This is a genomic window from Paludibaculum fermentans (genome assembly GCF_051172195.1).
GTDB classification, from domain to species: Bacteria; Acidobacteriota; Terriglobia; order Bryobacterales; family Bryobacteraceae; genus Paludibaculum; species Paludibaculum fermentans_A.
Genome location: NZ_JBPJAQ010000001.1, coordinates 2510899 through 2524549 on the forward strand (window position 1 = coordinate 2510899; position 13651 = coordinate 2524549).

Annotated in this window: 11 protein-coding genes and 1 tRNA gene; 3 read left to right on the top strand and 9 right to left on the bottom strand. The window is 61.4% G+C overall.

Features of this window, described 5'->3' with window-relative positions; translation table 11 throughout:
- Position 1: 1 nt before the first annotated feature.
- The 7 genes from ACR9Y2_RS10290 to lpdA all read right to left on the bottom strand — a co-directional run bounded on the left by ACR9Y2_RS10290 (position 2) and on the right by lpdA (position 8322).
- On the bottom strand, positions 2-544 hold the full coding sequence (locus tag ACR9Y2_RS10290; RefSeq protein ID WP_435041081.1) for a DinB family protein: 543 nt from the start codon (positions 542-544) through the stop codon (positions 2-4).
- A gap of 36 nt (positions 545-580) precedes the next feature.
- Positions 581-3199, bottom strand: a complete 2619-nt coding sequence (locus tag ACR9Y2_RS10295; RefSeq protein ID WP_435041083.1) for an ADOP family duplicated permease — start codon at positions 3197-3199, stop codon at positions 581-583.
- Between the two features lie 10 nt (positions 3200-3209).
- Positions 3210-3539 (bottom strand): PadR family transcriptional regulator, encoded by a 330-nt coding sequence (locus ACR9Y2_RS10300; RefSeq protein WP_435041084.1) that lies wholly within the window; start codon positions 3537-3539, stop codon positions 3210-3212.
- Between the two features lie 73 nt (positions 3540-3612).
- A complete protein-coding gene (locus ACR9Y2_RS10305) occupies positions 3613-4824 on the bottom strand; it encodes a hypothetical protein (RefSeq protein WP_435041085.1) in 1212 nt (403 codons plus the stop codon).
- A gap of 78 nt (positions 4825-4902) precedes the next feature.
- Positions 4903-6246 (bottom strand): 2-oxoglutarate dehydrogenase, E2 component, dihydrolipoamide succinyltransferase, encoded by a 1344-nt coding sequence (gene sucB / locus ACR9Y2_RS10310; protein WP_435041086.1) that lies wholly within the window; start codon positions 6244-6246, stop codon positions 4903-4905.
- Between the two features lie 25 nt (positions 6247-6271).
- Positions 6272-6922, bottom strand: coding sequence for a lipoyl(octanoyl) transferase LipB (gene lipB / locus ACR9Y2_RS10315; RefSeq protein WP_435041087.1), 651 nt, complete (start codon positions 6920-6922; stop codon positions 6272-6274).
- 5 nt (positions 6923-6927) lie between these two features.
- A complete protein-coding gene (gene lpdA / locus ACR9Y2_RS10320; protein ID WP_435041088.1) occupies positions 6928-8322 on the bottom strand; it encodes a dihydrolipoyl dehydrogenase in 1395 nt (464 codons plus the stop codon).
- Positions 8323-8365: 43 nt separating this feature from the next.
- Here lpdA and ACR9Y2_RS10325 point away from each other — a divergent pair, with 43 nt between their 5' ends.
- Positions 8366-9709 carry a POTRA domain-containing protein gene (locus ACR9Y2_RS10325; RefSeq protein WP_435041089.1) on the top strand — a complete coding sequence of 448 codons (1344 nt, stop codon included), beginning with the start codon at positions 8366-8368 and terminating at the stop codon, positions 9707-9709.
- Positions 9710-9854: 145 nt separating this feature from the next.
- Positions 9855-11414, top strand: a complete 1560-nt coding sequence (locus ACR9Y2_RS10330) for a hypothetical protein (RefSeq protein ID WP_435041090.1) — start codon at positions 9855-9857, stop codon at positions 11412-11414.
- 72 nt (positions 11415-11486) lie between these two features.
- Here ACR9Y2_RS10330 and ACR9Y2_RS10335 read toward each other — a convergent pair.
- A tRNA-Glu gene (locus ACR9Y2_RS10335) sits at positions 11487-11564 on the bottom strand.
- A 239-nt stretch (positions 11565-11803) separates the two neighbouring features.
- On the opposite strand from ACR9Y2_RS10335, the gene ACR9Y2_RS10340 reads away from it, so the two are divergent.
- Complete coding sequence (locus tag ACR9Y2_RS10340) at positions 11804-13039, top strand: EAL and HDOD domain-containing protein (protein WP_435041091.1); 1236 nt, start codon at positions 11804-11806, stop codon at positions 13037-13039.
- 5 nt (positions 13040-13044) lie between these two features.
- Here the strand turns inward: ACR9Y2_RS10340 and ACR9Y2_RS10345 are convergent, their stop codons facing one another.
- A complete protein-coding gene (locus tag ACR9Y2_RS10345) occupies positions 13045-13371 on the bottom strand; it encodes a c-type cytochrome (RefSeq protein ID WP_435041092.1) in 327 nt (108 codons plus the stop codon).
- Positions 13372-13651: the final 280 nt, after the last annotated feature.

Below are 13651 nucleotides of genomic sequence, written 5' to 3' on the forward strand. Positions count from 1 at the left end.
ATTAAGGAGTCTCCTGTCCCGCCGGCGGCGGCGGTGGTTGAACGGTTCCGGTAAGGTGCCGGTAGAAGCCTAGATCCTCGCCTGTGAAGGCCTTGGTGGAGAACAGGATCTGGCCGGTATGCTGCGCGAAGTGTTCGACGACGTGATAAACGGCTTCGAGGACGGTGACGTCGTAGTTCTGTGGCCGGACGATGGCCGAGAGACGTTCGGCGGGAATCTGCTCGATGACGGAGCATGCCTCCTGAACGGTCCCATTCAGGCGCTGCCAGAGATCTTCTTTGGAGATGCCTCCGCGCGCCGCGAACTCCGCGTCCCGCTGGCGGTAATCCTCCTGGCCGGCGATGCCGTGCAGGATCCATTGACGCACGTTCCCCGCCAGATGGAGGCAGAGATTGCCGGTGGAATTGGAGGCATCACCAGTGCGAATCCAGATCTGGTCGTCGTTCAGCTTCTCCAGGCAGACATGGATGCGGCTGAGGAACTGGCGCAGCTTCTTGGCTGAAAACTCGATGAAGAGCTGATCACTGGCAGACACGTACAGCATTCCCCCTGCTTCGATTTTATCTCGAAGATCGAGGGGCTACTCGACCTGGAGAGCATGCATCGGTTCGACTCGAGCGCCGCGGCGTGCCGGCAGATAGCAGGCGAGCAGGGCTACCGTGCTCCAGAGCAGGCAGGCGCAGGCGTACGTGAGGAGGTCCGTGGTGGGCACCTCGACCACTAACGTGCCGAGCACCCGGTTCAGGGCCAGGGCGGCGCCGAGTCCGACGAACTCACCCAAGGCGATCAAAGCCAGGGTCTGGCGAGTGATGAGCGTCAACACATCGCTCTCCCTGGCGCCCAATGCCATCCTGATGCCTATTTCGTGTGTGCGGCGATTCGCGTTATAGGCGACCACTCCATAGATGCCGATGCAGCCGAGGAGCAGCGCGAGCAGCGCGAAAACCCCCAGCAGCAACATGCTTGCCCGCCTGCTGGCGATCCACCGGTCGCGCAGATCATCCAGGCTCATCACATCGCTGGGCGGCTGATTGCGATCGATCCCGGCGAGTTGTGCCCGCACGGCCGCAGCCATAGCCATCGGCTTGCCGGCTGTTCTAATAACCAGCGTCATTGCGGGCGCCTCACCCTGAAGATAGGGGACGAAAAGCACCGGCTCTACCGGACGTTCCATCGAGGCGCGCGTATCGCCGGCGACGCCAACAATGGTCATCCATTGCGTCGAATCCTTCCAGTGCTCCACACGGCGGCCCAGGCAGCGCCCTTCGGGGCAGAAACGCCGAGCGAAGGCCTCATTCACGATGGCGACCAACGGCGCGCCAGCCCGATCCTGTGCCGTGAAATCGCGCCCCGCCTTCCAGGGGATCTGCATTGTGCCGAAGTAGCCAGTGCTGATCACTTCCAGATCAGCGGAATCCACCGGCTGCGGCCGGCCCTCCAGTTTGAACTTACTGACGCTCCAACGCATATTGCCGAGAGGAAGGCAGTAGTTGGCGGCGGCCGATTCTACTCCGCCCAGACCCTGGATGTTTTGCAGTGCGCGCTGAAAGAAGTGGATCTGACGGGCGGCGTCCGGGTAGTCAGCGGGCGTGAGATCCACCGACATTGTGAGGACCCGGCCGGAATGGAAGCCCATGTCCAATCCGCGCAGCCGCAGAAAACTCTTCACGAGAAGGCCCGCACCGATGGTCAGCGTGATAGCAGTCGCAACCTGGGTAACGATCAGGATGTTCCGGAAGCCATGGTGTGCGCGGCTCTCACTGGCGCCACGGGCCGATTCCCGCAGACCGTCCCGGTCGCGCATCCTAGCCGTTTGCAGCGCCGGCGCCAGCCCGAAGAAGAGACCGGTGAGGACGGCCAGGCCGAGGGTGAAGGCAAGGACGCGGTAGTCGAGCTGGACCGGATCCATCGCCGGCAGGTTCTTCGAGAGGAAGTTGACGAGCAAGTCCTTGGCCCAATACGCGAAGACAAGACCTACGGCCGCGCCTGAGAAGGCCATGATGAGGCTCTCCGTAAGCAACTGCCGGACAATTCGGGATCGCGGTGCCCCCAGTGCCAGGCGGACTGCCACTTCGCGCTCGCGCGCAGCTGCCCGGGAAAGCAGCAGGATGGCGACATTCACACAGGCGATCAGCAGGAGGAAGCCCACTGCGCCCAGGAAGACCAGCAACGAGGTACGAACGCCGCCGGCGATCTCCTGCTGCCAAGGGACCAGCAGGGCATTGACCTTGCGCGGCCGCCGCAAGGTAGTCTGCAGGATGGAATCCAACTCTGCCTGGGCGGCCGAGATGGTGACGCCGGGCGCCAGCCTGCCCACGGCGCGCAGCATGTAGGGTGGCGCGCCTTCGGGCTGTATGCTGGCGGAGAAGGGCAGCCAGAGATCGTACTCGAAGCCGTATCGATCGGGGACCCGGAAGGAAGCCGGCAAGATCCCGGCGATGGTGTACTTCTTGCCGTCCGCGGTGACCGTACGGCCTACCGCGGCGGGATCTCCGCCAAACCGGCCGCGCCACAGTGCATAACTCAACAAAGCCACTGGCGCACCACCGGGCTGATCCTCCTCCGGCAGAAAGAGCCGTCCGGCTTCCGGACGGGTGCCTAGTAGTTGGAAAAATGATGCGGTACCGATGCCGCAGTTCATACGCTGCGCTTCGCCAGCGCCGACTACGTTGACGCGTGTGTCGATGTAAGCGGCGATCTGGCTGAGGCTATGATTGCCGTAGCGCCAAGCGTTGAACTCCTTGGGGAAGGAGAACGGCATCGGGCCGTAGCCGCCCAGATTCTGCTCGATGTAGACCAGGCTCTCGGGGTGGCTGTACGGCAATGGCCGCAGCAGTGTGGCGTGCACCACGCTGAAGATCGAAGTGGTGGCGCCGATACCCAGGCCGAGCGTAAGCACCACGATAGCGGCGAAGCCCGGATTGCGCAGCAACAGGCGCAAACCGTAGCGCAGATCCTGGTGCAGCACGTCCAACCAGTGCAGCGTGCGGCTGTCGCGGCACTTTTCTTTCAATTGGTCGAGGCCACCCGCCTCCAGCAGCGCGGTGCGCCGCGCTTCCTGCTGATCCATCCCGGCCCGTTGCTTCTCTTCTGCGAGCAGGTCCACGAAGGCGGTCAACTCGTCGTCGAGAGTTTGTTCCATCTCGCTCTTATGGAAGAGGTTCCGTTTCCAGGCGGACAGCCGGCTTCGCAACGACATCAGGGGTACCTCAGGAGGTGGCTAGCGCCTGCGCCATGGCGAGCGAGATTCGCTGCCACTCCTCCGTCTCGGCCTGAAGATGGCGGCGGCCCGAGGCGGTCATCTGGTAGTAGCGGGCGCGCCGTTTTGACTCCGACTCGCCCCACGACGACTTCAGCCAGCCGGCCTCCTCCATGCGATGCAGCGCAGGGAACAAAGAACCTGGCTTCACCTGGAACGTGCCGCCGGTCATCTGCTCGATGCGCCGGGAAATACCTAGGCCATGCAGTTCAGCGGAGAGCAGCGAACGTAGGATGAGCAGGTCGAGAGTGCCTTGCAGAAGGTTGGTGGTGGGCGGCATGGGTTCCTATAGACTGGCTATATGGCCATCATGCGCGCGCTTCTATAGTTTGTCAATATGAGAGCTGAATATCTCAGAAGAACGAGAATCTCTTCTTCTCGATACCCAGGCTCTGCTGCAGGTCCAGAATGAGCAGCCGTGCCTCCAGCGATTTGTGGCGCAGGCCCAGGTCCTCCGGCTGAATCTTGTTTTCACGCAGGTACTCCGCGAAATCGTTGATCACCTCGCCGGGGCTGGAGTCTCCCTCAAAGGTCACGCAGGCGGCGGTCTCGCAGTTGTAGAACTTCTCAAACGACTCGGCCAGCATCTGCGCGGCTACGGCAGCTTTGGCCCGATCACCGTAATCGTACAGTCGTCGCGCGAGCATCGACTGGCTGACCAGGCGTTCGTCGCCGGCCTTGATCTTCGGCGTCACTTCGAGGGCTTCATAGGCGATGGCGATCCTCTGCGGCATTGAGAGTTCCTTCTCGCCGTCCATCACCTCCAGCAACATCTCCACCTCCATCGAGGGAGCTTGTTTGCGAGCCAGCGCGATCCGTTCCGGGGTCGCCAGGCCCTCAATGGGCGGCTTCTCCTCACCCAGTACCTGTTTCTTTTCAAGATCCTCTTCAGTGCCTGCCCCGGCGGCTTTTGCTTTGCTCTCCGCCAGTTTCCGGGCTCTTGCCGCCAATTCCGGCTCGCGTTTCCGGATGAGATTGGCCATGTCGAGCAGGTGCCTGCGCTCCTGGGGCGAGGCATCGGACGAGGGGAAACCTTCCACGATCACTGCGAACTCGGCGGCGCACTCCTCCGGGTGCTCCTTGATGGAGCGCTCCAGGTGGCCGCGGATCTCTGGCGATAGAAACGCTCCGGCGGACAAGGCCCGCCGCGTCAGCGCCTTTTCTCCTTCCCAGGACCGTTTGGTGGAGAACAGGCTGTGGTAACACTTGGCCAGGGGGTCCTCTTTGGCGCCTGACGCACGGCGCGGCAGTAGGCTGCAGATCTGCTCCGCGGCTTCGGCGTCCAGGTGCCGGTACTGGTCGACAATCGCGATCAGGAACTCACCGCGTGTATGCAGGTCCACCAGGGGCAGCGCACGTGAGGTAGCGGCCTGCAGCCAGCGCTCGGCCAGATCCGGATCCTTGGACGCAAGCGTGGCCGCCGTCCGGATCTGCGTGTCGATACCCAGGACCGGGGGCTCCGAGACGGCGATGGCCTCGATGCGCTCCAGCAGGCGATCCTTCGCCGTGGGCTGCGCTGAAACGGTGAGCCCCGCCAAAGCCGCGAGTCCAATGAGTATCTTCACGGCATCGAGTGTGCCACAAAGGAAAACGCCGCCCACCGGTGTTCCGATGAGCGGCGTGTTTTCGCCAATGAACGGGGTTTACAGGACCTGGTCGTTCCAGTTCTCGAGAACCGACTTCACTTTCTGGCAGAACTGATCGGCCAGGGCGCCATCAATGAGCCGGTGGTCAAACGTCAGGGCCAGATATGCCATTGAGCGGATGGCAATGGCGTCATCAATCACCACGGGCACCTTCTCCACGGCACCCACGCCCAGGATGGCCACCTGCGGCTGGTTGATGACCGGCGTGGCGAACAGCGAGCCGAAACTGCCGAAGTTGGTGATGGAGAACGTGCCGCCCTGGACTTCGGCCGGCTTCAACTGCTTGGAGCGGGCGCGTGCGGCCAGGTCGACGATCGAGCGCTGCAGGCCAACGATGTTCTTCTCGTCCGCCTGGTGGACGACGGGCACGATGAGCCCGTTGTCCAGGGCCACCGCGACGCCGATATTGATCTCGTTCTGGTAGAGGATATTGGTGCCCTCAATCGACGAGTTGAAGAGGGGGAACACGCGCAAAGCCTCGGCAGTGGCTCGCATGATGAAGGGCAGGAACGTCAGGCCGAAGCCGTAGCGCTGTTGGAACTCGTCCTTCGATTTCGCACGGACCTTGGCGATCTTCGTCATGTCGACGCGGTGCACTGTGGTGACATGGGCTGAAGTCCGCTTGGATATCACCATGTGTTCGGCGATCTTCTGCCGCATGGTGGACATGGGTTCGACACGCACCTTGGCCGGTTCGACGCGCGGCAGTGGCGTAGTGGCAGCGGGCGCCGCCACCGGCGCGGGAGCCGCCGGGGCAGCCCAGGCAGGAGGAGCGGCTGGAGCGGCGGGTGCGGCAGCCACCGGAGGCGGAGCCTGACGGCTGGCCAGGTAGTTCTCCACGTCCTGTTTGGTGACTCGGCCGCCTGTACCGCTGCCCTTCAGGGCCTTCAGATCAATATTGTTCTCGCGCGCCATGCGGCGCACCAGCGGGCTGATTGGACCGCCCAGGTCTTCTTCATCGGCTGACACCGGCACAGCTTCCACCACCGGCACCGGGGCGGGCGCAGGAACTGGTGCGGGCGCCGGAGCCTCGGCCACAGGGGCCGGAGCTGGTTTGGGTGCCTCGACCGCCGGAGCAGGAGCGGGCGCCGCGGCAGGAGCTGCGGCACCGTCGCCCACACGGGCGACGACGGTATTGATAGCCACCACGGCGCCTTCCTGCACCAGGATCTCGGTGAGGGTGCCGGCCGTCGGCGACGGAATCTCGGTGTCCACTTTATCCGTGGAGATCTCGAAGAGTGGCTCGTCGCGCTCTACGCGATCGCCCACCTTTTTGAGCCACTTGGTTAGTGTGCCTTCGACAATGCTCTCGCCCATCTGGGGCATGACGACATCGGACATTTCGACTTTCTCCCGTCTGTCAGGCTCAGGCGCTCACAAGCGCCGGTTCGTATTCGTACACCTGCGCGAACTCGTCCAGAATCGTCTGGTGCAGTTCCGCGCGATCCACTCTGACTCCCAGTTGTTCCATCGACGTCACCGGCTTTGTCAGCCCGCAGGGCACGATGTACTGGAAATAGTTCAAATCCGTAGTCCAATTCAAGGCGAAGCCATGCGTTGTGACCCAGCGGCTGATGTGCACGCCAACTGCGCAGACCTTCGCTCCGTTTACCCAGACGCCAGCGGCTCCCGGGTCGCGCACTCCCTCAATTCCATAACGCCGCAACGTGCGGATGATCACTTCTTCCAGAGCCCGGATATAGGCGACGACATCCCGTTTCCATTCTCTCAGATCAAGAATCGGGTATCCGACGATCTGTCCCGGTCCGTGATAGGTGATGTCGCCCCCGCGATTGATCTCAAAGTATTCGATGCCGAGCGCGGCCAACCGGTCGCGGCTTAAGAGGATATTCTCTTCATGACCGTTCCGTCCCAGGGTGAGCACATGAGGATGCTCTACCAGAAGGAACTGATCTGGGATGAGGCCCTGCTTGCGCTGCTCGGCCAGGGATTTCTGCAAATCCCATGCCTCGCCATAGGCTAGGCGGCCGAGCTCGCGCACCTGCAGTTTTCGCATCGGGATCAGGCGTTGATCGCCAGGCCGTAGACGCTGTTGAACGCTTCGCCGACCGCTTCGTAGAGCGTCGGGTGGGCGTGGATCGTCGACATCATGGTCTCCACGGTCGCTTCCGCTTCCATGGCCGTCACCGCTTCCGCGATCAGCTCATAGGCATGCGGTCCAATGATGTGGACGCCCAGGATCTCGCCGTATTTGGCATCGGCCACCACTTTGACGAAGCCGCCGTGGTTGCCGAGGATGGAGGCTTTCGAGTTTCCGGCGAAGGGGAACTTGCCCACCTTCACGTCGTAACCCTTCTCGCGCGCTTGCTTTTCCGTGAGGCCGACGCTGCCAATGCCGGGCTCAGTGTACGTGCAGCCCGGAATGCGGGTCTTGTTGATGGGCGTGGCGGTCTTGCCGGCCATATGGGCGACAGCCACCATGCCTTCCATGGTCGCGACATGCGCGAGTTGGGGTGTGCCGGCTACCACATCGCCGATGGCATAGACGCCCGGTTCGGCGGTCTGCTGATACTGGTTGACCTTGACGAAGCCGCGGTCGAGTTCGACCCGGGTGTTCTCCAGGCCACAGTTTTCCGTGAGCGGCTTGCGGCCCACGGCCACCAGTAGCATTTCTCCGTCGAACTGCTGGACTTTGCCGCTGGCGAGCTGCACCTGCAAACTGACGCCCTCGGCCGTGCGCTGTACTTCCAGCACCTTGGCGCCCGTTTCCAGGTTGATCCCCTGCTTCTTGAACTGCCGTTCCAGCTCCTTGCTGACGTCTTCGTCTTCCACCGGCACGAGGCGCGGCAGCATTTCGAAGACGGTCACCTGGCTGCCGAAGCGCTTGAAGATGGAGGCAAACTCGACGCCAACGGCGCCGGCGCCAATCACCAGCAGGCTCTTGGGTACCTGAGGGCGGCTCAGGATCTCAATATTCGTGACGATTGTTTTCTCGTCGGCGGTCAGGCCAGGGATCATCCGCGCCTCGGAGCCTGTGGCGATGATGATGTTCTTGGCTTCCAGCGTCTGAGTGCCGCCGTCGGTGAGCACTTCCACCTGGCCGCGGCCCTTCAGCCGGCCGTAGCCGCGAATGACTTCGACTTTCTGCTTCTTCATCAGAAACTCGATGCCTTTGGCATGGCTGGTGACAATCTTGTTCTTCCGTTCCAGAACTTTGAGATAGTCGAGCCTGGGGTCCTGGCACGAAATCCCTTGTGGTCCGGGGTTCAGGAAGTAGTCCCACACCTCCGCGGTGTGGAGCAGGGCTTTTGTGGGAACGCAGCCAACGTGTAGACACGTCCCACCGAGGAGAGGGCTTTTTTCAATGAGCGCAGTCTTGAGGCCGTACTGGCCTGCGCGAATCGCAGCGGAGTACCCCCCAGGTCCGCTCCCGATCACGATCAGATCGTAGGACATCACTTTTAGTCTAGCATTGGCAATTTTTCACATAATGGATGCAATGAGACTCGCCGTCATCGTCCTCGTCGCCGCCTGCTTGGGGTGGGGACAGGCGCCTGCCCGCCGCCCTGTACCGGCGCGGAATCCTGCTGCCGCGCAGTCCGCACCCAACGAAATCTGGCCCATCCGCGAGTTCCGCGTGACCGGCAACAAATTCTTCACGGCCGAGCAGGTGATCGCTACCTCGGGCCTCCGGTTGGGCGATCTCGCCACAAAACAGAACTTCGAACGGGCGCGCGATCGCGTGCTCGCCGCCGGATTCTTCGAAAGTTTCGGTTGGAAGTACGAAGGACTGCCGGATGTGAAGGGCGTCCTGGCCACGCTGGAAGTGACTGAGCCCACCACTTTCATGGAGTGGTCGCTCGACCGTCTACCTTTGGAGCGCGCGGCCGTCGAAGAGCGGGTGCATCGCACCCTCCCCCTGTTCGGCCGGAAGATTCCGCCCTCAGACACTCTCATCGATAAGGTCGCCGCCATTCTGCAGGCGATGCTCAGCGAGAAGGGGATCAAAGAAACTGTCCAGGGCCGAGTCCTGTTGTTGGGCCAGGACCAGGTAACCATCCTGTTTGGCCCGAATTCAGCGCCGCCCAATGTCACTGAGGTCGCGTTCACCGGGGCGCGGGTTCTCGATTCGCGCTACCTGGTGAAGGCGCTTTCGCAGGTGGCCGTCGGCATGCCCTTTGTTGACACGAACTTCCGACTCTTCCTGGAAAACCAGATTCGGCCCATGTACGAAGCGGTGGGGCACCTCAAAGCGTCCTTCCCGAAGTTCACCGCGGAGCCTTCAAAGACAGCGAAAGGCGTTGTCGTTACGGTGCAGGTTGACGAGGGCCCGGTCTATAAACTCGACAAGATCGAGGTGCGCGGGGTGCCTATGTCTCCCGACGAAGTGCAGAATCTGGCGCAGTTCAAAACCGGCGAGACCGTCAGTTACTCCGCAATAGGTGCCGGGATGCTGCGCGTCCTGGATGAGGTGAAGCAGACCGGCTATATGCGAGCCACTTACAAGGCGGATCGCGCGCTGAACGAAGAAAAGAAGACGGTGGACATTTTCATCAATGTCGATCCCGGACCGGAGTACAAGTTCGGCCGACTGACTATCAAGGGGCTGGACATCGAGACGGAGCCGGTATTGCGCAAGTTGTGGATCCTCAAGCCTGGCGATCCGTTCCGCAGCAAGTATCCGGACGCTTTCCTGGAACGAGTGCGGGAGCGCGGCATCTTCGACAACCTCGGCGACACCAAAGCGGAGACCAGCATTGACGACAAGAACCAGTTGGTGGATGTCCTCCTGACCTTCAAAGGAGCGCCGCCAAAAGTCGAGAAGAAGCCCGAACCCTGGTAACCGCGGTTTTCACTGCGCCACCCGCCGATCCATAGCTAGGAAATGCTTAGGCGAGTCGGTCTGGGAGTTGATTCTTCCGAATCCGCACGGAGCAAATCCACTTAGCCGCGCTTCCAGTTCCGACCCGTCGCGTACCATAGCATTGATGCCCGATGGGATTAGTTCGCCCGCCAAGGCCAAGGGTTCCGGGAGCACGCTTGCGCGCATCGCGGCTTCTCCGCGGCTTGCGCCGGCGATTCTCGCAATACTCGTGGCCTGGGAGTTGCTCATTCTGCCGCTGGCGGCCGGTCGGACCTTCTTCTGGTACGACGAACTGTTTACCGTTCATGTCTCCACGCTGAAGCCGTTCTCCCTCATCTGGAAAGCGCTCTACGAAGGCGCCGATGGGATGACCCCGCCATTTCATGCCATTCTTCAGGTGGTTCGAGTTCTACCGCTCGACCCGATGGTGACGCTGCGGATTCCGTCCATCCTTGGCTATCTGCTCACGCTCTGCGGGGTCTACTGGTTTACCCGTAAACGGCTGACGGGGTCAGCCAGCTTGGTCGCGGTCCTGTTGATCGCCCTGTCGCCGTTCCGCGGATATGCCCTGGAGGCGCGGTGCTACGCGTTGTTCGTGGGACTTCTGGCTGTGGCGGCCTGTTTTTGGCAGAGGATTGGGGAAAAGCCGCGTTTCGTGCCCCTGTTCGGAGTCGTCCTCGCCATGGCTGTCTCCTGCCACCACCTGGCGGTTGCCTCCATCTCGATTTTCGGATTTGCCGAACTCGTGTGGTCCCTGTTGAATCGCCGAGTTCGTTGGGGTGTGTGGATCGCCTGCGTGCTCGCCGGCGCGCCGTTCCTCATTAGCGTGCCCATCGCCATGCACTACCGTGAGGCCTTTGGCACCCACTTCTGGTCGCTGCCGAAATGGGGCACCTTTTTGTCGACCTACCAGCTGTATCTGGGCGGGGAAGTCAATTGGGCCCTCATCCTGAGCCTGCTGCTGGTCGGCGGGGTCCTCTTTGCACTGCCGGGCGTACTGAGAAGGCATCGTGCAAGAGAGGCCGAGGCCGGCTTCTCCCTCCCGGAACTGGCACTGATCTGCGCTTTTGCGATCTATCCCGCATGGTTGGTGCTTCTCGCCATGGCTGGGCGCTCAGGTTACGTGCCCCGCTACGGGTTGCCCGCGATGATCGGGTTGGCCTTGGGGGTGGTCTACCTGCTCCGCCCAGTGTGGCGCCACGGACACGCCGTCGTCCTGCCCGGCGCGCTGCTAATCTTCTTTCTGGTTCGGGCGGGTTTCGAAGTCAGTTGGGTGGCTGAGCACGACCCGCGAGCTTCCACCGGGTATTGGGCAAAACTGATCGAGATCAGCCGCCAGGAACCAAACATTCCCATCGTGGTCACGCCCAGCAGTCTCTACCTCGAGGCCGACGAGTATGCTCCCGCCGAACTCAAGTCCAGGCTGGTGAACGTGGTCGATTCTGAATCCTCGGTTCGATTCACCGGGACCGATACGCTCGACCGGTCAAACCAGGTGCTGGCCCGGTTCATTCCTCTCCATGTGGTCCAGTTGGGTTCATTTCAAGCCGGCAACCCGAAATTCATTCTCTTCGCGGGACCGGCCGAGTTTGACTGGCTCACGCCCTACCTCAAGCAGCATGGTGTTCCGCTGAAGCCGATCGTCTTGAACGCCGACCTGTCGTTATATATCGCCGGTCGGTGAAGCAGCTTCTATCGAGGTGGCAACCTGCACCGTTCTGTGCTGAGGAGGATGAATGGGGGGGATACAAAAGAATGGCGTCCCCAGCGGGATTCGAACCCGCGTTATCGCCGTGAAAGGGCGGTGTCCTAGGCCGGGCTAGACGATGGGGACGCACACAGCGGCTCAGGGCCGCCGACCTTTTTAGTTTAGCCGCCTCACGGCTCCGAGGTCAAATCTTCATCCGCCCGCAGGCAGGGCCGCTGCAATTGTCCGATACTGAAGGATTCGTGCCGATATGTGTTCAGACGCTGACAGATGCGCTGATATAACATAGTACGGATTCGAGGCATCGGCGGAAGTGGAACTGCCGGTTGGCCTGTCGAAATCCATAGGCCAGCCAGATTAAGCGGATGTCACTTGAAGTTCATGTAGCCCGACAGGCTATCTTTGACCGCGCGAATACCGTGGTTGCTTATGAGTTGCTGTTTCGTGCCCTTCCGGACGCCACATCCACCACCCGCAATGATGAGTTGGCGAGCTGGCAGGTGCTCTCCGCCAGCTTCCTGGACATCGGCCTGGATTCGCTTCTGAAAGGCCGCCGTGCACTGATTAACGTGCCTCGCAGCATGTTGCTGGACGATCGCATCCGCTCGCTGCCACCAGACCTCGTCGGCCTGGAAATCCTGGAGAATGTGAAGCCCGATGCGGAAGTCCTGAGCGCCTGCAGGGAGCTGCGCAAGCTCGGATATTTGCTGCTCCTGGATGATTACACAGGCCGGCCGGAGTTTGAGCCGTTGCTCGATGTCGTCGATTGGGTCAAGGTGGATTTGCGCGCCATTTCAGCCGCCGATTCGGCGAAATTGGCACGCCAACTGAGGCAGCGCAAGCTGCGGATGCTCGCCGAGAAAGTCGAAACCGTGGAAGAGCGCGATTCCGCCCTGGCCGCCGGATACGACTATTTTCAGGGGTACTTTCTACACCGGCCGCGAGTGGTCACAGGGCGGACTTTGAACGCCCGCCACAATACTAAGCTGAAGCTGCTGGCGCTGCTCGGTGCCGATCAATTCACACTTGAGAAGGTGGAAGCCGCCATCGCACCAGACGTCGGGCTCTGCTATCGGTTGATCCAATACTCCAATTCGGCGAGATTCGGGGCGCCCCGTGAGATCTCCAGCCTGCACCAGTGCCTGATGCGGCTGGGCGAAAACGAAACCCGCCGCTGGATTACGTTCGTCCTGTTGCCGACGCTTGCGGCCGGCCGCAGTAGTGAGATTGTCGATGCCGCACTGACTCGCGCCCGTATGTGCGAACTGCTGGCCGAAGAGGCTGGCCTGAAGATGGCTAAGTCCCTTGCCTTCATGGCCGGCATGTTTACGTTGATGGATGCGTTGCTGGGAGCGCCAATGAGCGAAGTCGTACAGCAGTTGGGGTTGGGAGAGGAATTGGCGGCCGCTCTGCTTGGACGAAGCCAAGGGCCCCTGGGGGCGCTGGCCCGGATTGTCGAATCCTATGAGCGCGCGTCCCCCCAGGATTTGGCTCCACACTGCCGGCAACTCCAACTGGAGCTTGGGGTTGTTGCCGACGTTTACCTTCGGGCACTACAGTGGACAGCCGAGGTGACTGAAACGGGCGTGCCCTCTAAGTAGTTGAACTAGATGGTCTTGAGATAGGCCATGAGGTCGGCCTTCTCGTCAGCGCTCAGCACTTCATCGAATGCCGGCATGGCGCCCTTGCCTTTGTTAATGATGCCCAGGATGGCGGCATCCGACGGCTTCTGCCCATTCGCCAACTTCGGCTTCTTGTACAACCCCTTCAGGCTGGGGCCCATCTTCTTTTCATCGGTCGTGGCGTTGTGGCACACACCGCATTGTTCGAACACTTCCTTGCCCTTATCCGCGTCGCCCTTCTTCTGCGCCAGCGCCAGACCGGAAACCAGATTCAAGGTAATGGCGGCAGTCGCCAGAACTCGCTTCAGCATTGTTACGGGAGCTCCTTCGGAGAACAGTGATTAACCCCATTTTACAATCTCTTGGACACGGCTGTAGCGGCGGCGGAACAACTCCACAGTCCGGGAGGTTTCCGGCCTTGTGCGCCGCCCTCTTCAGGCTCGTCCCTCAAGTTTAACTTGACGTTAATGTTCGGTCGAAACGAGGCCGCTTCGGCCATGCCCGGCATGCTTCCGGGCTGCGAACCAGTTCCGGCCTTCGGTTTTTGAGGTATTTTTGTCGCCGGAGGCCCGCGCAGCCCTCTTCTGCAAA